This window comes from Candidatus Peregrinibacteria bacterium, from assembly GCA_016699755.1.
Lineage (GTDB): Bacteria > Patescibacteriota > Gracilibacteria > CAIRYL01.
Map to the genome: position 1 here is coordinate 1,076,872 of CP065009.1, position 20,998 is coordinate 1,097,869.

Below are 20,998 nucleotides of genomic sequence, written 5' to 3' on the forward strand. Positions count from 1 at the left end.
TCACTAACTCTTTTCAATCGTCGTTCGTCGCATATCTATGCACACTTCGTCGTACCTGATTATCCGATTCGCTTCCACTTCTTCGAAGTGTCGCTTAACGCACTATCAAGCAAACCCTACGGCTTCGGTTTAGCCGTACCCCATCCTCATTTTTAAAAACCTCCAAATCCTTCGGACTGGGAGTTTTTTAAATGGAGCGGGTAACGAGACTCGAACTCGTGCAACCGGCTTGGAAGGCCGGGGCTCTAGCCAACTGAGCTATACCCGCTCGTAAAACACAGTGCCCAGTATTTCAGAAAAAGGTGGAGAATGCAAACAAAATTCCAATTCTCCCATTTTTTTCAGAGATCTTTTATTCCAAAATTCGCACTGCAAATTTTTTGGTGGGTGAGGTGGGGATTGAACCCACGGCCAATGGCTTAAAAGGCCACTGCTCTACCACTGAGCTACTCACCCTTGTGGAAAGGAATTAAAAATCGGAAAAAATACTACGACTTTCTTTATAAAATCGCAAATAATTTTTTTGACACAACTCTCTGGAAAGGGTTTTAGAACTGTTATTTTTCTGCCTTTTCTTCGGAAGCAATGAGCTGTTCTACCAAAAGGTAACACGATGATTTTGCCTCCTCTTGCGGAACGAGTTGGCACCACTTTGTATCCTTGTCTTTTTTTGCTAAATCGAAAAAATGCATATTTGTCGATTCTGTTGCCTCTTCAATGCAGGTGCTCTTGGTTTTTGCGTCCGCCACTTCTCGACAGAGTGTTGGTTTATATTCTTTTTTAGCAAGAACCGTAATAGCACGATCGCGACAAAGTTGTTGAATACTTTTGTCATCAATTTTTTCACAACTTCCATAATCACCTTCTTTAATGTGTTGTTCCGACTCATTGAGCCACATTGATTCTTTAAATCGATTGAGACAGTCTTTCTTTGAATCAACATCAGGAAGTCCTAAACACGATTCTGCACTTGAGCTTTCTTCTGCCTCACGAATGGCACGGAGAGTGCGACATTGCTTCTTGTCCGATTCTATTTGAAGTTTTTCACACGAATCTTCCGTGCTGTCTGTTTTTTGCGCAATGGCAATACGCGCCGCAAAAAAGTTCTGGCAGGCAAGTCGATCTCGCTCACTACGGATGTCGGTACAATCTGAACCGGAACGAGCGTGAAGAATTTTTTCTTTTGCTTCTGCTTCAAAACATTTTGTTTGAATTGTTTGGCTCTGAATATCATCACATTTCTGAAAATCTCGCTGCGTTGTTGCGAGATCGAGGAGCCCCTGATCTTCGCAATATGCTTTTCGCTCGGCATTGGATATTTTTTCACAGACATCATTTCGGTCTTCATGAACCGCAAGAGAAAGATAGACCGAATCTTCGCATTCTTCCTGAAGTGCTTCATCTTTTATATCGTTACAAATAGAAACCGTTCTCAGTCGAACAGCTTCTCGAAATGTATCATACTCATTCTCTTTTTTTGTTTCTTGCTCAGTAATAGTAAGCGGACGATTAGAAGACGTTACAGGAGAAGGAGGTACTAGTCCCACAAGAGGAGTTTTATCTTGTGGGGGGGATCCTGAGAGAAAATAAAGCACCCCTCCAACAATGATAGTGAAGCAGAGGAGAAGCCCTAAAATAGCGTATATTTTTTTGATACGACGAAAAAAAGTTTTTTTATTTCTTTTTATTGTACCAAAGAAACAGGGTGAGGGACAACTTTTTTCTTGACTTTCCGTCTCAAAATATCAGAAAATGGCTCCTGCTTTCTTTTTTCCTCCCCGTCCCTGAAGCGTTTTCGCAAGAACGAGGATATTCGTTTTCCTGAAATTTTTCTCGTAGATGAGAGAGGAGAAAAAATGGGTGTTCTTCCTACCGAGAAGGCTCTTTCCCTCGCAAGAGAAAGAGGATTTGATCTCGTAGAGGTTGCTCCAGATGCTCGTCCACCAGTGTGTCGACTTCTCGATTTTGGATCTTTTCTTTTTGAACAAAAGAAGAGAGAAAAAATGCAGAGAAAAGCAAGCAAAATGGCGGAGATGAAAGGAATTCGCTTTGGAATCCGCATTTCCCCACACGACTTCGGAGTAAAGGTAAGTGCGGCAAGAAGATTCCTCGAAAAGGGGCATGCTGTAAAAGCAACATTACAGTTCCGTGGTCGAGAAATTACACATGACGAACTTGGGGTGAAAAAGTTGGAAGAGTTTCGAGATACGCTTAGCGATATTGCTCGAGTTGACCAAGAACCAAAGCGGCAAGGAAAGCAAATTATTATGACACTCTTTCCCGAAAAAAATCCCCGAAAAAAATCTTCTTCCATGGAAGAAGATTCTGAATAGAAATTCCTTTCATTTTTCTTCACCACAGAATGGCAGCAAAACCAGGAAGAGTTGGCAAGATTCGAACAAAGAGTGCGGCAAAAAAACGTATTCGCCGAACTGGTGGCGGAAACCTTGCAATAAAGAAGGTGGGGCACAAGCATCTCTTGCTTCAAAAGAGTAAGCGTCAAAAGGCAAAGGCCTCCAAACCGCTCATGCTTGCAAAAGGAGATTCCAGTCGCATGGAAAAACTTATTTCTTTCTAAGCTTAAAAACACATGAGAGTCACCAATAGTGTTCCCCGAAAGCGTCGGCATAAAAAAATTCTTAAACTTGCCAAAGGATATTGCTGGGGACGAAAAAATCTTTATCGCTTGGCAAAAAACGCGGTTACCAAGGCAGGACAACATGCCTACAAACACCGCCGTCAAAAAAAGCGTGAGTTCCGACAACTCTGGATCTTGCGTATTAGCGCTGCGCTTCGTTTGCATAATGTTTCGTACTCACGATTTATGTTTGGCATGGCAGAGAAAAAAGTGGTCATTAACCGAAAAATGCTTGCTGATATCGCTGTTCGAAACCCCGAAGTGTTTGGAGAAATAGTACAAATAGCAACGGCGTAGGAATATCATTCTGGAGTTGATCTAGGATATCTTCTCAAAAAGAACCATAACCTCGTCAAAACTTTGGCGAGGTTTTTTGTTTCTGGCATACTCTTTTTGTCTTTTTCCCAATCTCACGTGGAACCCATTCTTGAAATCGATCAGAAAACCGATGCGGAAATTATCCGTCTCTTTTCCGAAAATTCTGTAGCACTCACACCTGATGAAGGACGACAAGTCGTGAGTATGCTTGGGAGAAATCCAACGCTTACCGAGGCAACACTGTGGGGAATTCAAGGGAGCGAGCACAGTTCGTATAAATCTTCTCGAAAGTATCTTAAACTCCTTCCTGTAGAAGGAAAGCATGTTCTTATGGGTCCGGGAGAAGATGCGGGGATTGTTCGGTTTCATACCTCACGAAATGGCGAAACCTACGGCATTGTGTTTGCGCATGAATCGCACAATCATCCGAGTCAAGTGGTTCCTTTTGAAGGAGCGGCAACGGGAGTGGGTGGTATTTGTCGAGACATCGCTTGTATGGGTGCACGAGTCGTTGGTGCGCTTGACAGTCTTCGGTTTGGAGATCTTGATCTTCCGCTCACAAAACGCCTTCTTGCTGGTGTAACAAATGGCATTGGTGGCTATGGAAATCCCTTGGGGGTTCCGAATTTGGGAGGAGATATACTTTTTGATGAATCGTTCAATGAGAACTGTCTTGTAAACGTAGTGGCGCTTGGCGTTCTGAAAGAGAGCGGGGTTCTCCATTCTTTTGTTCCAGAAAATGCGGCAGAAGACGGGTATGAGTTTATTCTTGTGGGAAAACCGACCGACCGAAGCGGATTTGGAGGAAGTTCATTCGCGAGTGCGTCACTCAATGAAGATGACCGTGAAAAAAACAAAGGTGCGGTGCAAGAACCCAACCCCTTTTTAGAACGACATTTATTTGCCGCTTTTGGTGATCTCTTTTCTCGATTGGAGCAAAGTGGCAATCTGTCGCGAATTGCCCTAAAAGATTTGGGAGCAGGAGGTATTCTTTGCGCCACAGTGGAACTGGTAGCAGAGCAAGGTTTTGGCGCAGAGATATCGGTTGATGCCATTCATGTGGCAGAAAACAATCTTCCTGCCGCTGTTATTTTGTGTGCGGAAACACAAGAACGATTTTGCTTTGCGGTTCCGCCAGATTTGACACCACTCTTTTTGGAACATTTTAATACACGCTGGGATTTTCCAAATGTCTCACAAGGCGCGCGCGCATCCGTTATTGGAAAGGTGATTTCTGGTGGCGTATACTGTGCTGTATTTCAGGAGGAAGAAGTATGTCATGCAAAAGCACTCGATATTACAAAGGGGATTTCTGTAAATCGTCCGGTTTCTCCTTCTCAAAAAAAATATGCTCCCATGTGCATGCCAGAAAAAATAGATTGGGAAGAAACACTTCAAAAGCTCTTGGGTTCAGAAAATGTTACGAGTACACGCCCTTTTACTGAAACGTATGATCAAACCGTTCAGGGAAATACTGTACTCACTCGTGATGAGGCAGAAGCAGTAACGTTTGCACCTCTTCGAGATTTCTCAGAATTATCCCCAAAAGAACAAGAGATTTTTGCGGCAGTTTCTGTTGCAAGTCCGGCACGAGTGGGAAAGATTTGTCCGCGGACACAAGGAAAAATGGCAGTAGCCCAAGCAGTTTTCAAAATTGCCGCCACCGGAGGCGAAACACTCGCACTTACCGATTGTTTAAACTATGGAAATCCAGAAATTCCAGAACAAATGTGGGAATTTGTAGAAGGTGCTGAAGGAATTGCGGAAATGGCAAAAGCACTCGACACTCCATTTGTATCGGGAAATGTATCGCTCTATAACGCTTCTGAATCAGGATCGGTAAGCCCATCTGCCAATATAGGAGCACTCGGAAAATTTTGCTGTGGAATCTCTCCTCGAAAAAATGCATTTCAAAAAGAGGGGAGTCAAATTTTTCTCTTAGGAAAACGAACAGAATCACTCGGTGGCTCGGAAATTGCCCGACTCCTCGGAAATCAAATGGGAAATACTCCTCCAACGTGTGATACTGAAGAGATTAAAAAAATTGCAGAATTCCTCATTCTTCCAGAGAAAGGCATTCTCTCTGCTGGAATTGTTGCGGAAGGTGGTACCATTGCCACTGTATTAAAAATGTCTGCCCGAAGCCTAAAAGGGGCATATCTTCCCAAGAATTTTTCGTTTGCAGAGTGGACAAATGAAAATCCGGGTGTAGTTATAGAGGTTGAAAGAGAATCTGTTTCTCTCTTTGTTGCTCAAGCAGAAGAAATTGGACTTGAACCGGAACACCTTGGAGAAGTTCAGGGCGATATCGTTACCGGAAAAGAATTCACGCTTTCGGTAATAGAACTTTCTGATATTTTTTGGAATTCACTTCGGAAAAAACGGTAAATTTCCTGAGATTGATTCCTTCTTTAAGCTACAAAATTACTCGAGTTCCTTGTTTCTGAATCCCCTCTTGCACCATTTTTATAAAGAACCCAATTTCATCACGCGTGTTGTACACACCATAACTCGCACGAATACTCGTAGAAATATTGAGATATTTGTGGAGCGGTTCAGCGCAATGATGCCCTACTCGAACACAAATTCCTCGATCACTTAAAAAATCTGCTAATTCGTAATTATTTCCCCCTTGAAATACAAAAGAAGTCAGTCCAATCGCATCTCTGTGAGAAATAATACGCACACCTTCTATCTTCTCCAAAAGTTCTCTCGCATACCCTGATAATTCTCGATCATGCTCTTTAATAGCGTCCATGCCAATTTCTTGCAAAAAATCGATGGCAATTCCGGTTCCAAATACTCCAACAATGGGTGGAGTTCCTGCTTCAAACTTATGCGGAGCTTCTGCCGGTAAAAACCCATCATAACGCACTTCTCGAATCATTTCCCCTCCTCCCAAAAAAGGAGGCATATCACGCAAAAGATCAAGCTTTCCATAGAGTATTCCTACACCACTCGGTCCGTACATTTTGTGCGCAGACAGTACAAGAAAATCGCAACCAATTTTTTGAACATCTACCGAAAAATGAGGAACAGATTGGCAAGCATCAATAAGCGTCAATACTCCTTTTTCGCGAGCGCAAGCGCAAAGCATTTCCACTGGAAAACGAGTTCCAATTACATTTGAAACATGCGTAACGCCCAACATCTTTGTGGGAGGAGCAAGGAGCTCATCAAGATTATCGAGAACAAGATTTTGCTCAGCATCAAGTTCGAAATACTCAATGCGTAATTTTTTTCGTTCTGCAAGCTGAAACCAAGGAACAAGATTCGCGTGGTGTTCCGCACGAGTGAGCACAATGCGATCACCTTCTGAGAAAAAATTTTCAGCGTCGCCGAAGCTTCTTGCCACAAGATTAACGGCTTCAGTAGCATTTTTTGTAAAGATAATTTCACGAGAAGAATCGGCACCTAAAAAATCTGCAACTTTCTTTCGCGATTGTTCATAGTGTTGGGTAGCACGCTCTCCTAAAAAATGTGCACCACGATGAACATTAGAGTAATCATTCCGCAAGAACCGTGGTATTCCAGAAATTACCTTTTCTGGCTTTTGGCTACTCGCCGCAGTGTCGAGATAGACAAGTCCTTTGATGGCAAGAATAGGAAATTCATTACGAATCGATGACGGAATAGGCATGGTGATGCAAAAAGTGATGGACATTTTCCCTCACACATTTTTGAATGCCAGCATCGGGAATATGGGAAAGTGGCATTTCTAAAAGACCATCAAGAAGAAGATATTCGGCATCTTTTTGAGAAATCCCTCGTGAAGCACAATAGAAAAGATCTTCTTCCGATAAACGAATAGTAGAACTTCTGTGGGCGGCGCGAACATGATTATTTTGGACGGAGAGCATAGGAACAGACTCACTTCGGGCATGTGCGGAGAGAAGAAGATTTTTCTGATCGAGAAGACACTCTCCCTGCTCAGCACCCTGCTCAACAATAGGAATGCCTTGTATGCGCGAAAAAGCAGATCCTGAGAGAACAGAGGTTGTGGCAATATTTCCTCGACACCTCTTCGCGCTTAAAACGCTTTGAAGAAAAACATCCGATTTTGCCTGTTGTGTACCAATCTCTGAATATGAGAGATACGATTCAGAATCACTCCCCTTATGGTGCACCGAAAAATCTCCAAAAAATTCACTTTGCGAGAGATGAAAAAAGAGGAGGGAAAAATGAGCATTTTCACCAAGAGAAGCAGAAAAACGGAGTCGCTGACGCGCGCTCGGTGCATCAAGAAAGGAAAACACGATAATGCTCTTTGTATTTTCCTGAAGATCAAAATGAAGTGAAATATCGGATGAAGCAAGAGATTCTGAACGAAAAAAAAGGAGTCTCTTGGCAGAGGGGGGGAGAGAAAACGAAAGCGTAGACGCAGCTGATTTCGGAAACTGAAAAAAAACAGAATGCGCCGCCGACTCTTCACCCGAAAGGAGAAAAGATGTTTCTTGTTTCTCTGAGAGGGGCTTCATTCCCTCGACACGAGGAAGAGAAACAGGAAAAGAATCTTCTTCCCATAAAGAAATCGGTGGGCGAAATAGAGAGGTGTTCATCGAAAATATTGTCCCACTATTTTTTTGAGAATCGCAAGCAAAAGCAAAGCCAAATAAACACCAAAAAGGTGTGAGAAATATAGGGGTACATCGATTCTCAACTCCTTGCAAAAATACTTGAGATGAAATTCAAATTTAAACCATGAGGAGACTACGAAACCCTCTGCCGGCGTAATAAGACTCTGCACCGCTATGATAGACAAAAACATTGCCATAGCGATAATCGGCAAAAATGGCGCCACTGAGTTTTCTTATTTCAGAAGGAGTTTTGAGCCAACTTGATGTTTTTGTATCGAAATTTCCAAGCTTTTGAAGCTCTCGATATCGCTCTTCCGTTAACAGCTCAACACCCATGGCAACTGCCATACCAACTGCACTATTTGCTGGCTTATGCTCTTTTCTCGATGCTAGCGCTTCATGGTCGTAACAAAAACTTCTTCGCTCTTTGGGGCTTTCCAATGAACAATCACAAAAAACATATTCGTCTGTCTTCTTCTGGTAATCAACAACATCTGGTTCGCCACCAGTTCTTTCCATTTCATGTAGTGACCACAGCTTTTCAGGGCAAGCCTTTAATTTCGTTTGCACATTTATCCATGCAAGATTCTTGTGACGATTCATGTTCTTATCAAAACGGTATTTTAACGTTTTAAAAAGTTCTTCACATTGTTCTGATGACATTTTCTTTGACATACGTTTCTTCAAAAAATAAATCACTCGCCCTTATTGTAGCATGTGGATAGTTTCGCCCTAAACTGATTTTCTGATTTTTTAATCAATTTTGAGAGTTGATGCGAGATGCACGAAAAGCGAAACTACTCTACAAAAATAATTGTGCAAAAGCGGGAGGGCAGACATACTACAAACCCAACTTGTAATATTCAATACATTCATCTTTACTATCCTCTAAATCTTTTCCTAATTTATCAGCTTTTTCTGTAGGAAGTTTGCAGTTTTCATCTATTTTCTGATATTCATATAAATTCGAATTATCGTGTGGTATGCCTGTTAACTCCTCAAATTGTTTGTTTTGTTTTTCCGTAATTTCATTCATTTTTTTATAGTATTCATTTTGAGCTTGGCATGCGCTAAGCCAATTTGCATTATAATTTTCATAAGCTCGACTTAGACAGTTGTCGAAGTCTTGTTGGCGTTTTACTTCGGCTAAATCTTCAGCTAATTCTTGCCTACGTTTTTCAGCCAATGCATCTTGTTCCTTCTTTGTCTTATTTCTCTTCTCCTCTTCCTCAAGAGCTTTTTGGTGCTCAAATTTTTCTTTTTGCAATTCCAAGCTCTCTTGCTGTTTTGCAGGCAAAAAGAAAATGTAATAATAAGAAACTGAGCTACTAACAAGAAGGATTGATATCATACCTACAATAAATAATGCGTTTTTCATGGTGAGCTTGAAAATTGAAAGATTCGTTTCTTGGAACAAAAACCTTTACTCTTTAGCAGAAAAAACAGACTCAGCGACAACATTGTCATTTTTATCTAATCCTCTTATTTGGATTGTGTAGATACTACCACTTTTTGGCTTAAAGAGAAGAAGTTTTTTCTTGTGTAGAATAATGGGCTGTTCTTCGCCGTCTTCGTCGAGGATATCGACTTCATATTCTTTTATCTGAGATGCAATATTGGTATTTGGCTTCCAAAGCATGAGTATTACTCCTTTTTTTGTTTTTTTAGCTAAGACTTTGAAATCTTCAATTTTTTTGAATCTAAGATTATCGAAGTCATAGAGTTCTAAATCTTGATTAATTAGAGTTTGCGTTGGATCTTCATTATTAACCTCTTCTTCGAGTTTTTCATCTATTTTTTCAATTTTTATACAGTCAGTATTTTTCGGATCATTGCTCTTCCACACATAGCCTTCATCACACCGGCAATTATTGTCATTAACGAGACTAGCATGTTCGCCACAGCTATTTTGGACTTCGATTAAAACACAATTTAAGACATTTGAATCGTTACTCTGCCAAACATATCCCTCCATACAGATGCATGAACCTGAATTATCAACAGTAGTGTTATTTCCACATTTCTGCCTACTGTAATTGGTCGTCTCTAATGCACTATTTTTCAGCATAATATCAATTGGCGAGTCATTTTCTGCTTTAAAAACAATTTTGTTGTCCTGCCACACATCAACAAGACCAACCATTGTATTATTCAACCGTAATTCGCTGATACCGTCATCTTGACCTAAATAAACCCCTGTTATTGTTACTGTTTGACCTTTCTTGATGTAATCAGTCACTTTCCCATCTATATAAACATCATCAATCATTGGTTGAACAGCAACATTTCCGACAATTGCCGTTTCATAACCATTTGAAATGGTCATTTGACCAGAATATGGCATTCCAATTGTTGTAAATCTAAATATGACACGGCTGTCAGACCAGATTTCTATGTTTTTATTAGAAATACAGACCCCTCCCCAACAAATTTGAGAATACTCATTGAGAGCACCAAAACCACTGCCATGTATTGCGAATGGTGCACCATAACTCACGCTTTCAGTTGATACACTGTCAACATTCATAGCCAAGGCAGTTTTATCACCAAAAAGTGCAAGCGATATTGCAAAAAGGACAAATGATATTTTTTTCATGAAAAAATAAAAATTAAAAAAGGGAGCAACCATACCGTGCGACCCAATCATTGACATCTTCTTACGAAAAAGCAACCTCCGTTCGTCCGAGTCTTTTGGACTCGGATACAAAAAGTCTACAATACAGTTATGATTTCTTATTCCACTCTCTTTGCCGACCCCTTTGCTCCTGCCATGGAATTATATAGAGGCATAGGATCTCAAGAGAGGTCAGATGCTACATCTTTTGATAATAGAAGTGATTGGTGGGATTTCTTTTTTGATTGAATGTATGTCTAAATTTATTGTTATTCTATCCTTTCCTCTACTATTTTTCTTGGGTAATTGTTCAATTAATACTTGTGGAAATTACATAATGTCAGAAAAAAAATATGAAAATTTGCAAAAAATTGCGACTGCTTATACTAGGGATTGTGGAGCTACTACCGCATTTTCCCCACAAATAAAAATTACTGATATAAATACAGGAAATGATAATATAATTTTTATATTGAAAAAGTCACCTTCTCAAGATTTTAATGTCATTTGGAAAGAAGATACTGTTGAAATATATTTTGATTTTTCTTTGTCGCAATCTGATATTCTTAAAAAAGATGAAAGTATTTTAAAAATAAAAATTTTTTCTGAAGGTAATGAGGTGTATTTCTCCAAACCGGACGGGGTGTGGTGAAATCCCCTCCGTTCGCAACGTTTCCACGTTTGTAAAAACCGATAACTCCTTCTTCTCTTTTCTCTGTTTCCCTCCCGCTGGAGTCTCTCCTTAGAGGACTCCGGCGTTAATCGTCATTCACATTAATCCTAACTTTCGCTATTATCTCGATAAACATTCATCCATCACTTGCTCACTAAATTCACACATCATCAAACCACAAAACAATCCAGAAAATCATATTCAGGAAAGTATTCCGCATACCAATCCAAAAGACGAACCTACACCTTCGACAAAACTGGCAACATCACCCAAGTAACAGATACCTCAGCAACCGATGCCGCCAAGACTGCAAATTACACGTATGATGATCTCGACCGTCTCACTTCTGCCACCATCACCAATACCGCTAATAATGATGATTACACTCGAACCTACGCCTACGATTCCATCGGAAATATCACCAATAAGTCTGATGTCGGTGCATATACCTATTTACAAAATAATTATGCCAGCCCTCATGCCGTAACCCAGGCGGGAACCCAAAACTTCACCTACGACAACAACGGAAACCTGCAAACAGACGGAAACTGGACCCACAGTTGGGACTACAAAGACAGACTTATCAGCTCCTCCACATCCGGCACAACCGTCAGCTATGAATACGATGAAGCCAAAACCCGAGTTACAAAGACCAACGAATCTACCGGAAAGATCACTACCTACATCAATGACCTCTTTGATATTGAAGACGGCGAAGATATGATGATGTCGATTACACGAGTAAAATAAACTACGCTCTGTATTTTATGGAACACTTTGGAGAACTTATTGATTTTGAGCGAAATTTTGAAGGATCACGAGCACTCTTTTCTCTCATTTTTGATAGCCCACCGACATTTGCAGAAATACAAAATGGAACACCAAAACTTTCCCTTGCTTTTGAGATTTGTAAGGAAAGCAAAGGAGACAAAAGACAGTTGGTAGCCCGTAGGAGAATCGAACTCCTGTTACCAGGATGAAAACCTGGCGTCCTAACCACTAGACGAACGGGCCACAGAATTAAGAGAGCGGAAAAAATTCTTCCACACTCCTCCCCATTTCGTCAAGAACTGTTCTTGAAAAATTTATTTAAAGAAGCCATGATGAGAATTGTGAAAGAATATTCTGCCCCTTCGGATACCCCAGAACAAAAACTCGAACGCATTGCGGAGCTCCTTGAGAGAATTGAAAAACATCTTGCGCCGCCTCCACTTTGGAAGCGCATTCTCTTTTTTGTTTTTCCTCATATTCTCACATTCATCATTCTTTTTCTTATTCTCTTGGTGACATGGAAAATGTGGAGTGCCCTTGAATTTGTCTCAGAAAATATCTCTGCAATACAAATTTTTTTGGGGAATATAAAAGAAGGTCTAGAAGGAAAAATAAATTCGCTTCAGTTTTGGAATTAGCGCCTAAAAATATAAATCTCGCTCTCCGTTATGAATGCGCTCCAAACGATCGATAGTCGCCTTTTTCCGCATAGGATTGTCGATTTTTTCAAGATATTTTTGAAGAATACCCACTCCTTTTTCTTTCACTTCTTCAGAGGCATAATCTTCTAAATATTCCTGAAAAGTGAGCAGAGCATTTGGACGGCAAAGATTGTGAATTTCGCCGGGTTTCGCAATGTGCATAAAATCTTCGCCTGTTCGTCCTTCTCGGTAACAAGCAGTGCAAAAACTCGGGAGGAGTCCTTGGTCGAGAATACTCATAACCACTTCATCGAGCGATCGATGATCGGCAGTTTGAAATTGGGAAGCGAACTTTTTTTCCAGCAATTTTTTTTGCCCCTTTCTGCGGTATCCTCCTGGATCGGTTTGAGAACCAGCACTTGTTTGCGAAATACCAAGCTGAAAAGCTCTTTCTCGAATTTCTGGACGTTCACGAGTGGAAATAATCATTCCTGTATAGGGCACGGCAATGCGAAGAATAGCAATAATCTTAAGAAGATCTTCTTCAGAAACCGCATATTCACTCGAAAAATCCACGCTTTCTGCCGGTTGAAACCGCGGTACAGAAAGTGTGTGTGGTCCCACACCATGAGTGCGTTCGAGATATTCTGCATGAGAAAGAAGCGCGAGTACCTCAAATTTATAGTCGTAAAGCCCGAATAAAACACCAAGTCCAATATCATCAAGTCCGCCCGCAAAAGCGCGATCGTGCGCAAAAAGCTGACGTTCGTAATCCGATTTTGGTCCTTTGTGAAGTGTTTCGTAGGTTTTTCGATGATAGGTTTCTTGAAAAAGCTGATAGGTTCCGATTCCTACCTCTTTTAATTTTGCATAATCTTCTGTACTCGTGGCGGCGATATTGACGTTTGCCCGACGAATTTCTCCATTTCCATGCGCAACACCATAAATAGTGCGAATAACATCACACACATAATCAATGGTATTAAGTGGATGCTCGCCAAATTCGAGCAAAAGCCGTTTGTGTCCCATCTCAATAAGAATGCGTGCTTGCTCTTCCACTTCTTTTAGAGCAAGTTTTTTTCGAGGCGCAAGATTGCGAGCGTGAAAACCACAATAATCACAATCGTTGATGCAGTAACTCGAAATATAGAGGGGGGCGAAAAACACAATGCGTTCTCCATAAATGCTTTCTTTTATTTTTCGTGCTAAATCGAAAATCTTTTTCCAAAGAGCTTCGTCCTGCACATGAAGAAGCAGAGCGGCGTCTTCTAACGAAATCCCTTTCATTTTTGCTCCTTTTTCGAGTATCGCCTCTATTTGTTCCGAAGAAGGATTATGAGAGGACTGCAAAAGGGATTCTAGGGTGCTTTCGTTAATGATATTGAGAACTGATGACATATTTTTGGAGAATAACTTTTTAATGGTAGCTTTCTTTTTGAAAAATTGTGAAGAGCAAGAACTATTTTTTGGATATCCCCCCTCAAATAAGCTTCATATTCTTAAAACTTGTCTTTTTCCGAAACAAGCATTTGCTCTGATCGCAATCGAGAAATATGAAACGACTGCCACGATGAGAATGATGATATATTTTTCTCTCGTAACTGTTGACGAAAAAATAAAGCGAGTTCATGTTTTTTATCTTCATCAAGCATGTCAAAAACACTTATCATCTCTGGGATAGCATCATTAGACAACGAAGTGAGATAAGAAATATCCAAATCTTGTGTCTTGAAAAATCGCTCAATATTTTTCTGTGCAATGAATGCATCAGGATTTCCCATATTCATAGCAACCAAAAAGAGAATGCTAGAAAGAAAAATCTGAAATACAAATACTTTTCCTTCAGCATCTCGATAGATTTTAAAGAGAAGCAGGCAAAAAATAACCGCCAACAAAATAATAAATGCATGACTATAGAGCCGAAGAGTGGTGAATCCGTACGCACTTTCATACAGCGAAAGTCGCAAAAATGCGGAAATCATAATGACGATTATTTGGAAAATGAGTACAGTACTCAGCACCTTAAAGTGAAGAACGTGACTCCTATTTTTTCGAAGAATATATCTTTCAGTGCTCAGCAAAAGAAGAAGTGAAAAAACGGCAACAGCAATAAGTTCAAAAAAACCACGGCGCGCATATTCCGCATAGGTAAATCCTTGAATGGAAATATTGTTTTCTCCACCAAAAAAATACGTACACTGGACAAGGAGAAAAAGAGAAAAGAGCGCATTTACCGAACCAAGTATAATGGCACTTTCAATGTGCCCCAAGTGATGTTTGCTCTGAGTGCCTTTCGAAACATGATCTTTTTGCTTCTGAAAAACATACGAATATGCGCCGATAAAAAAGCAACTCACAAACACAACAAGAAAAAGCTGTACAAAAAATTCCGGCGCAATATTGAAACGAAGAACCCCCGTAAGATACTGTTGAAATACGAGATCTGCCGAAGAAAAGAGCACAAGGAAGAGAAACAAAATCGGAGCCGCAATAGAGACTCCCTTTATAATTTGTATGCTCACTTCCCGACGATCGTCAAAATTTTTTCTTCCAAACGAGAGAAAAGAAAATAGTGTTTGTAAAAACGGACGAAGAAACTGGAATGGCACAAAAAGTGTTTTGAGGTAATCTCCAAAGAGAAAATGACGTGTTTTTTTGCCGACTATCTCTTCAGCAATAATAAGGAGAATAAGAACAGTAGCGACAATATTGAGAAATGTCAGGAGTTCGTTTGCACGTACAAACACCATTCCGCTCAGAAAAAAAAGTGGAAGAAAAAGCCAAAGCACCTGTTTTCGTATTCGTCTGCCAAGAAGCGCAAAAAGGGAGAATAATCCGGCAACAATAAGCATAATATAGAGCGGAAACGAGATACCGAGTATCTTTTCGTAGAAGAAGAAGCGAAAACAGATACCAAGAAAAAGTGAAATACTAAGAATAGCACTCGCTTTTTTAATAGAATTCTTTTCGTCATTCATCGTGTATCAAAAAAAACAGCTGTACAATAACGATTCTTTTAGGAAGCGTCGAATACACTCATTTCGGTTTGATGACTATTATTTCTTTGTTTTTTGCTCATTGCGTTGACTGGGGCGACTGGAACTCGCATCAGCGACCTCAGCGTCCCGAACGCCACGCTCTTGCCAACTGAGCTACATCCCAGAATTTCTCCTTATTTTTTGTAATCCGTTTTCTCTTTTTCTTCAAGCGAAAAGGCATGCTACAGTATCCTCCGTATGCACGCAGAAAAAACCGCTCTCTACATCGGCCGTTTTCAACCCTTTCACCTGGGACATCTTGATGCAGTTCGGCAAATTTTTGAAACCGATCCGCCAAAATGCCTTCTCATTGGCATTGGCTCTGCAGAAGAAAACTACCTTCCACAGAATCCGTTTACCGCTGGAGAGCGATTTCAGATGATTGCTGAAAGTCTCGCAGAAATTGGCATTCCCAGAGAATCTTTTTTTATTTGCCCAGTGCGAAATATCAATCATTACGCCTTATGGGCAGAACATGTTCGTCAGCTTCTTCCTCCGTTTTCTCGGGTCTTTTCGGGATCAAAACTCATTCGCCAACTCTTTTCTTCTTTGTCGGGCATTACTCCAATTGCACTCGAGAAACGCATCGAAATAAATGCCACAACAGTACGAAATGCTATGCTCCAAGGGGAAAATTGGAGAGTGATGGTGCCAGCAGGAACAGCGTGCATTCTTGAAGAGATTCGAGGAGAAGAGCGTTTGCAAAATATTGCCGAAACGGAATCACAAAAATGAAAAGTATTCCTTTTGAGCCGGCGTTTTTCCATGTGTTCGGAGGAGCGCTTCGTCATGGAGAAATACTTATTCTTCCTACCGATACTATTCCGGGATTTGCGACGGATGCCACCAACCAAAAAGGAATAGCGAATATTTTCCGATGCAAGAATCGTCCAGAGGCAAAAGCACTTCTTCTCCTTGTCCCCGATTTTCTTTCCGCAGAAAAAGTTGCCGTTTTTTCTCCTCTTGCCCGAAAGTTAGCGCGCACTTTTTGGCCAGGTCCGCTCACACTCCTTCTTCCTCGAAAAAAAGGAGTGCTTTCACACTTCTTTCCAGAATCTCTCGAACTTGCTATTCGTGTTCCAGGAGATGCCTTGGTGCGCTCTTTTCTTCACTTCTTTGGCAAGCCCATTGCTTCTACAAGTGTTAATATTTCGGGTTCTCTGCCACTCGTATCTTCGGAGGAAATTCTCTCTATTTTTGGAAAAGAAGAAGGGATACTTGCTTCTCACTCCAAAGATCCTCAAAAACATAGCATTTTTCCGAGCACCATTGTGCGAGTTGGGGCGGATGGTGTTACCTGTATTCGATCTGGAGTAATACCAGAACACGAAATACAAAAATCGCAACAAAAATAATGGAATTATGATATATGGCTTTTAAAAAGGAGAAGATTATATTTTTGAATACAAAAAATGAACGATAAAAAAAAGAGGGAATTAAACTTCTTGACGAAGAAATTCCTCTTCCCATAAACTAAAAGTTGATTTTTCTTTTGGTTTTTGATCACAAAATATATTCAAGAACCAATGAAAAATGAGTATTGCTCCTTAACACATTCGTTGCCCAGCTCTTTTGAACATCACCCTGTTCTTCTTCAAGAAGTTCTTCATCTCCTCAATATTCGTTCTAGCATTACTGTCGTTGATGCAACACTTGGTCTTGGCGGTCACTCAGAAGCATTTCTAAACGCCATTGGCGATACGGGAAAACTTATTGCCTTTGAGTGGGATGAGCGAAACCGATTACAAGCAGAGAAACGTCTTGAAAAATGGAAGAAGAAATATATTGTTCCGAAATCTTTTTCACACTTAGAATTTGGTTGTCGAGAACACGGTATTTCTGAGGCGGACGCCATCCTTTTTGACATCGGCATCTCCTCAGCTCATCTAGATGATGCGTCGCGCGGATTCTCATATCGAAATGATGGTCCGCTTGATATGCGTATGGATACAAAGCAATCTGTAACGGCAGAGCTTCTCCTTAAAGAATCTTCTGAAGAGGAACTCCGAATGCTCTTTCGAAATTTTGGAGAAGAACCACAAGCTCGCCGTATTGCATCTGCCATTGTTGAGGAACGCAAGAAATTCCCCCTTCAAACAACATCTGAACTTTTTGCACTTCTTAATAAGGTATGTCCGAGAAACTCAAAAAAAGTTTCTTCTCGTATATTTCAGGCACTTCGCATTGCCGTCAATGATGAACTCGGAGAACTCCGAAGAGCACTTCCTCAAGCCGCAGAGCTTCTTTCTCTTGGTGGACGGCTTGCAGTAATATCGTTCCACTCACTAGAAGACCGTATTGTAAAACAGTTTTTTAGAGGGTTGGAGAGATCGCAGAGTGAGGAAAAAAAATGGCGACGAGTGAACAAGAAGGTTATCATCCCCGATGATGAGGAGCAGAAACGTAATCCGCGCTCTCGAAGCGCAAAACTTCGTGTTCTGGAACGTATTCCTCTTTCATAATATAACGCCCGTGAGCTCCCTTATTCTCCCACAGGATTCTTCAAAACCTCGAAAGGCTGTCCAGCGTCGTTCTCTTTCGGAGCGAATGGAGCTTGGAGTAGGGATTTTTCTCTTTGTGAGCGTTTCTCTTATTTGCATTTTGGCACTCCTGTTTCTCTCACACAGCAATCGGGTGGCAACACGAGGATACGAACTCAAGGTATTACAACAAAAACAAGCAAATCTCGTGCAACAAAATGAAGTACTCTCCATGCAGGTTGCCGATATGCTCTCGCTAGATGCAATGGGGAAAGATGAGGTTATTGCAGCAATGATAAAAGTGGAACAGCCAAAGTATATTCGTGGAGATACAGCAGTGGCAAAAGGAAATACCGGAACAGGATTTTAATTCCTTTCTAAAAATCCTCTCTCTTGAAGGAAGGAGTCTTTTCGTGTTCCTTTTCTCATGATACGATTTTTGCATGCAAAAAACTGTTGTTGTTAAAATCGGCACCAATGCTCTTCTGGATGAACACGGCAACATAGAAGAATCGGTTCTCACCTCCCTTGCAAAAAGCATTGCGAGTGCACGAGAAGAAGGGTGGCGTGTTGTACTTGTTTCTTCTGGCTCTGTGGGTGCCGCCAAAAAAGAGTTTGATGCTGGACGACTCGGAAAAGTATCCGCCACGGAACTCGCACAAATTCGGAGTGCTGTTGGGCAGCCTATGCTCATGAAACAATATCGTGATATTTTTCAAAAACATGGTATTCCCGTAGCACAAGGACTCGTAACGCGTTCAGATTTTTCCAGTCGTGAACGGCATCTTTCGATGCGAAATATTCTCGATAAAATGCTTCGGAGCAATATTCTCCCTATTCTCAATGAAAATGATTTTTTGACACCTGAAGAGCTCGATTTTTCCGACAACGATCAGCTTGCTGGATTTTTGGCGGGGCTTCTTTCAGCAGACCTTCTCGTGCTTCTTTCAAATGTGGATGGTGTGTACAGCGGAAATCCAGAACAGCCAAAAAGCAAAAAAATTGACGTCATCGAGCGTATAACACCAGAAATCCTGCGTTTCATTTCAGAAGAGAAGAGTGAGCACGGACTCGGCGGTATGCGAAGCAAAATGGAAACCGCACACCTCATGGGAAATATTGGTATCGAACTTGTTATCTCCACAAGTCGCACGCCAAATGTTCTCTCTCGTATTCTTCGAGGAGAAGCAGGCGTTGGAACTCGTTTTCTTCCTCTTAGAGGAAAAAAACAATCGGGTATTCGAGTATGGCTTGCGGCAGGTGCCACGGAATGCGGAAATATTGTAGTGAACCATTGCCTTGCTTCGGTACTCAAAACAAATCCCGGAACCTCTATTTTGGGAGTAGGAGTAGTGGCAGTGGGCAAAGATTTTGAGGAGGGAAGTGTTATTCGTATTGATGCGGAAGATGGAGAACACTTAGGACGAGCAGTTGCCAAAATTTCCTCAGCAGAAATGAGCCATCTTCTTCACTCTGGAGAAACACGAGGAAAAATCTTTATTCATGCGGATGATCTTTTTCTCTTCTCTCGAGAATACTCAAAAAACAAAATGTGAAGCGTCGTTTTCTCCTTTTCGGCTCTTTTTCGAGTTTTCTTGCTGGTGTTGCCCTTATTTCTCTTTTTTCTATTCCTGTTGCTGGAATAGTAGGTACTGGATGTGTTTTTGGAATGCTCTGTGTTCAGAAGGCACGGTTTTTTCCGCTTTTTCTTTGGACGATATTTTTCGTACTCGGAATGTTGCGCGCCACCTATATTCCATTTCTGCCGCCATCGGGAGATATAGGAAACTTTGCTACAAATGACGGGATAAGTGTGGAAATTACGGGAATGCTTTCTTCTCCGCCAGATATTCGTTTCTCCCAAGAAAAATGGATTCTCACCGCAGAATCCCTTCGCCTTTCTCCAGAAGAAGACGTGCAATTGACAAGAGGAAAAGTGCTCCTCAGCATTCCTCGCCGTGGAGCAGAAATAGAAGTTGGTCAACGGATCCGCGCTCATGGCATGCTCAAGACGCCCTTTGAATTTCCAGATTTTTCATATCGAACGTTTCTCGCCAAGGATGGTATTTTTTCTGTTATGAGTCGCCCAAATATCACGCCTCTCGAACGCAACCCCTTCTCTGGAATGCGCCTCCTATATTCCCTCAGAACGTCATTCTTAAATATTCTGCAAAAACACGTTCCTCCGCCAGAATCTGCACTTGCCGCCGGTATTCTCATCGGCGACCGAAGTGGATTTTCTCCCGAGCGAGAACAAGATTTTCGTGTGACAGGACTCGCTCATCTCGTGGCACTTTCGGGGTACAACGTCACCATTCTTTGTATTGCAGTGTTTTGGGTATTTTTTTGGATTCCAAAAATAGCGAGAATCCTTTTGACTATTTTCTTCCTTGTTTTTTTTCTTCTCTTCGTTGGAGGCGGATCATCGCTTGTTCGTGCCTCTGTTATGGGCGGGATTGGTCTCTTTGTTGTGCATTCGGGAAGAATTTCTCGAGGGGGAGATGCACTCCTTCTTGCGTCTTTCATTATGGTGCTCATCAAGCCGGCGATTCTTCTGTCAGACCCATCATTTCAGCTTTCTGTTGCCGGTGTTTTGGGGCTCCTCCTTTTCTCCAAACCACTGGATAATGTTTTCAAAAAAGGAATTTCAAATCGATTTTGGCGAGAAATTCTCGTTGCTACTCTTGCGGCACAAATTGGCGTATTTCCGCTTCTCTCCTTTTTGTTTGGAGAGATTTCGCTTATCGCACCACTCGCGAACCTTCTCGTAGTTCCCCTTATTCCCTTGGGAATGCTTCTTTCATTTCTCACAGTACTTGGCGGGGAAATTTTTGACATTGTGGGAAATATTTTTGGATTCTTTGCTTGGTCACTTCTTCATATATGTTTCTTGGTGATTGAATCTCTGGCAGATATTCCAGGAGCGCGCATTGGTTTTGGTTCTTCTAAAATTATTGTTTCTTGCATTTCTTTGGGAGGAATTTTGACATACCTTTTTTGGCAGAGAAAGCAGATGATGGCAGAAAAAATAAACGCCAAAGAGCCATGAATATTGTTCGGGAGAAACAACACAGAAAATAAGCGTCAAACTCTCTACAAATCTGCTACCGCAAAAAGTATGGAGGAACTTTTTTGATATTAAAAAAACAAACTTTCAAATAGAACAAATACTCAGAAGGATTATCTATAAAAACGTTCTTCCTTTTCTATTTCTACTCACAAAAAAGACCTCTTCGGAAGAAAAAGTC

At 41.2% G+C, this 20,998-nt stretch carries 21 protein-coding genes and 4 tRNA genes; 13 read left to right on the forward strand and 12 right to left on the reverse strand.

From position 1 onward, the window contains the following. Positions 1-192 precede the first annotated feature (192 nt). The 3 genes from IPN35_04810 to IPN35_04820 form a co-directional block, all read right to left on the reverse strand. Positions 193-268 (reverse strand) — tRNA-Gly (locus IPN35_04810). 113 nt (positions 269-381) lie between these two features. After that, a tRNA-Lys gene (locus IPN35_04815) sits at positions 382-456 on the reverse strand. 101 nt (positions 457-557) lie between these two features. After that, complete coding sequence (locus tag IPN35_04820; GenBank protein QQS58889.1) at positions 558-1,595, reverse strand: hypothetical protein; 1,038 nt, start codon at positions 1,593-1,595, stop codon at positions 558-560. 129 nt (positions 1,596-1,724) lie between these two features. On the opposite strand from IPN35_04820, the gene IPN35_04825 reads away from it, so the two are divergent. From IPN35_04825 to purL, 4 genes are all read left to right on the forward strand, one after another. Continuing rightward, the gene (locus tag IPN35_04825; GenBank protein QQS58890.1) at positions 1,725-2,333 is read left to right on the forward strand and encodes a translation initiation factor IF-3; all 609 of its coding nucleotides are present in this window, start codon (positions 1,725-1,727) and stop codon (positions 2,331-2,333) included. A gap of 29 nt (positions 2,334-2,362) precedes the next feature. Continuing rightward, a complete protein-coding gene (locus IPN35_04830; protein ID QQS58891.1) occupies positions 2,363-2,578 on the forward strand; it encodes a 50S ribosomal protein L35 in 216 nt (71 codons plus the stop codon). A 12-nt stretch (positions 2,579-2,590) separates the two neighbouring features. Continuing rightward, positions 2,591-2,935 carry a 50S ribosomal protein L20 gene (gene rplT / locus IPN35_04835; protein QQS58892.1) on the forward strand — a complete coding sequence of 115 codons (345 nt, stop codon included), beginning with the start codon at positions 2,591-2,593 and terminating at the stop codon, positions 2,933-2,935. A 117-nt stretch (positions 2,936-3,052) separates the two neighbouring features. Beyond that, positions 3,053-5,344, forward strand: a complete 2,292-nt coding sequence (gene purL, locus IPN35_04840) for a phosphoribosylformylglycinamidine synthase subunit PurL (protein ID QQS58893.1) — start codon at positions 3,053-3,055, stop codon at positions 5,342-5,344. A 28-nt stretch (positions 5,345-5,372) separates the two neighbouring features. Here purL and IPN35_04845 read toward each other — a convergent pair whose 3' ends face one another. The 5 genes from IPN35_04845 to IPN35_04865 form a co-directional block, all read right to left on the reverse strand. Then, the gene (locus IPN35_04845; protein ID QQS58894.1) at positions 5,373-6,596 is read right to left on the reverse strand and encodes a cysteine desulfurase; all 1,224 of its coding nucleotides are present in this window, start codon (positions 6,594-6,596) and stop codon (positions 5,373-5,375) included. Beyond that, on the reverse strand, positions 6,571-7,515 hold the full coding sequence (locus IPN35_04850) for a SufD family Fe-S cluster assembly protein (protein QQS58895.1): 945 nt from the start codon (positions 7,513-7,515) through the stop codon (positions 6,571-6,573). The genes IPN35_04845 and IPN35_04850 overlap by 26 nt, the downstream gene beginning before the upstream one ends. Before the next feature lie 135 nt (positions 7,516-7,650). Beyond that, positions 7,651-8,196, reverse strand: a complete 546-nt coding sequence (locus tag IPN35_04855; GenBank protein ID QQS59941.1) for a DUF4256 domain-containing protein — start codon at positions 8,194-8,196, stop codon at positions 7,651-7,653. Between the two features lie 178 nt (positions 8,197-8,374). Next, positions 8,375-8,911, reverse strand: coding sequence for a hypothetical protein (locus IPN35_04860; protein QQS58896.1), 537 nt, complete (start codon positions 8,909-8,911; stop codon positions 8,375-8,377). A 45-nt stretch (positions 8,912-8,956) separates the two neighbouring features. Then, positions 8,957-10,186, reverse strand: coding sequence for a hypothetical protein (locus IPN35_04865; protein QQS58897.1), 1,230 nt, complete (start codon positions 10,184-10,186; stop codon positions 8,957-8,959). A 214-nt stretch (positions 10,187-10,400) separates the two neighbouring features. Here IPN35_04865 and IPN35_04870 point away from each other — a divergent pair, with 214 nt between their 5' ends. Both IPN35_04870 and IPN35_04875 read left to right on the forward strand, forming a co-directional pair. Next, complete coding sequence (locus IPN35_04870; GenBank protein ID QQS58898.1) at positions 10,401-10,799, forward strand: hypothetical protein; 399 nt, start codon at positions 10,401-10,403, stop codon at positions 10,797-10,799. Positions 10,800-10,967: 168 nt separating this feature from the next. Further along, positions 10,968-11,570, forward strand: coding sequence for a hypothetical protein (locus IPN35_04875; protein QQS58899.1), 603 nt, complete (start codon positions 10,968-10,970; stop codon positions 11,568-11,570). Between the two features lie 189 nt (positions 11,571-11,759). On the opposite strand, the gene IPN35_04880 is transcribed toward IPN35_04875, so the two are convergent. Beyond that, positions 11,760-11,834: transfer RNA gene (locus IPN35_04880), tRNA-Glu, on the reverse strand. An 86-nt stretch (positions 11,835-11,920) separates the two neighbouring features. On the opposite strand from IPN35_04880, the gene IPN35_04885 reads away from it, so the two are divergent. Continuing rightward, on the forward strand, positions 11,921-12,229 hold the full coding sequence (locus IPN35_04885; protein QQS58900.1) for a hypothetical protein: 309 nt from the start codon (positions 11,921-11,923) through the stop codon (positions 12,227-12,229). 3 nt (positions 12,230-12,232) lie between these two features. Here IPN35_04885 and hydG read toward each other — a convergent pair whose 3' ends face one another. From hydG to IPN35_04900, 3 genes are all read right to left on the reverse strand, one after another. Then, the gene (gene hydG, locus IPN35_04890) at positions 12,233-13,630 is read right to left on the reverse strand and encodes a [FeFe] hydrogenase H-cluster radical SAM maturase HydG (GenBank protein ID QQS58901.1); all 1,398 of its coding nucleotides are present in this window, start codon (positions 13,628-13,630) and stop codon (positions 12,233-12,235) included. A 101-nt stretch (positions 13,631-13,731) separates the two neighbouring features. Beyond that, positions 13,732-15,210 carry a DUF4173 domain-containing protein gene (locus IPN35_04895; protein ID QQS58902.1) on the reverse strand — a complete coding sequence of 493 codons (1,479 nt, stop codon included), beginning with the start codon at positions 15,208-15,210 and terminating at the stop codon, positions 13,732-13,734. Positions 15,211-15,319: 109 nt separating this feature from the next. Next, positions 15,320-15,394 (reverse strand) — tRNA-Pro (locus tag IPN35_04900). Between the two features lie 74 nt (positions 15,395-15,468). On the opposite strand from IPN35_04900, the gene IPN35_04905 reads away from it, so the two are divergent. The 6 genes from IPN35_04905 to IPN35_04930 all read left to right on the forward strand — a co-directional run bounded on the left by IPN35_04905 (position 15,469) and on the right by IPN35_04930 (position 20,799). Beyond that, the gene (locus IPN35_04905) at positions 15,469-16,005 is read left to right on the forward strand and encodes a nicotinamide-nucleotide adenylyltransferase (protein ID QQS58903.1); all 537 of its coding nucleotides are present in this window, start codon (positions 15,469-15,471) and stop codon (positions 16,003-16,005) included. Beyond that, the gene (locus IPN35_04910) at positions 16,002-16,625 is read left to right on the forward strand and encodes an L-threonylcarbamoyladenylate synthase (GenBank protein ID QQS58904.1); all 624 of its coding nucleotides are present in this window, start codon (positions 16,002-16,004) and stop codon (positions 16,623-16,625) included. The genes IPN35_04905 and IPN35_04910 overlap by 4 nt, the downstream gene beginning before the upstream one ends. Before the next feature lie 171 nt (positions 16,626-16,796). Then, positions 16,797-17,732, forward strand: coding sequence for a 16S rRNA (cytosine(1402)-N(4))-methyltransferase RsmH (rsmH, locus tag IPN35_04915; GenBank protein QQS59942.1), 936 nt, complete (start codon positions 16,797-16,799; stop codon positions 17,730-17,732). Between the two features lie 10 nt (positions 17,733-17,742). Further along, positions 17,743-18,120, forward strand: coding sequence for a hypothetical protein (locus tag IPN35_04920; GenBank protein QQS58905.1), 378 nt, complete (start codon positions 17,743-17,745; stop codon positions 18,118-18,120). A 73-nt stretch (positions 18,121-18,193) separates the two neighbouring features. Then, positions 18,194-19,306, forward strand: a complete 1,113-nt coding sequence (gene proB / locus IPN35_04925; protein QQS58906.1) for a glutamate 5-kinase — start codon at positions 18,194-18,196, stop codon at positions 19,304-19,306. Further along, positions 19,303-20,799, forward strand: a complete 1,497-nt coding sequence (locus tag IPN35_04930) for a ComEC family competence protein (protein QQS58907.1) — start codon at positions 19,303-19,305, stop codon at positions 20,797-20,799. The genes proB and IPN35_04930 overlap by 4 nt, the downstream gene beginning before the upstream one ends. Positions 20,800-20,998 lie beyond the last annotated feature (199 nt).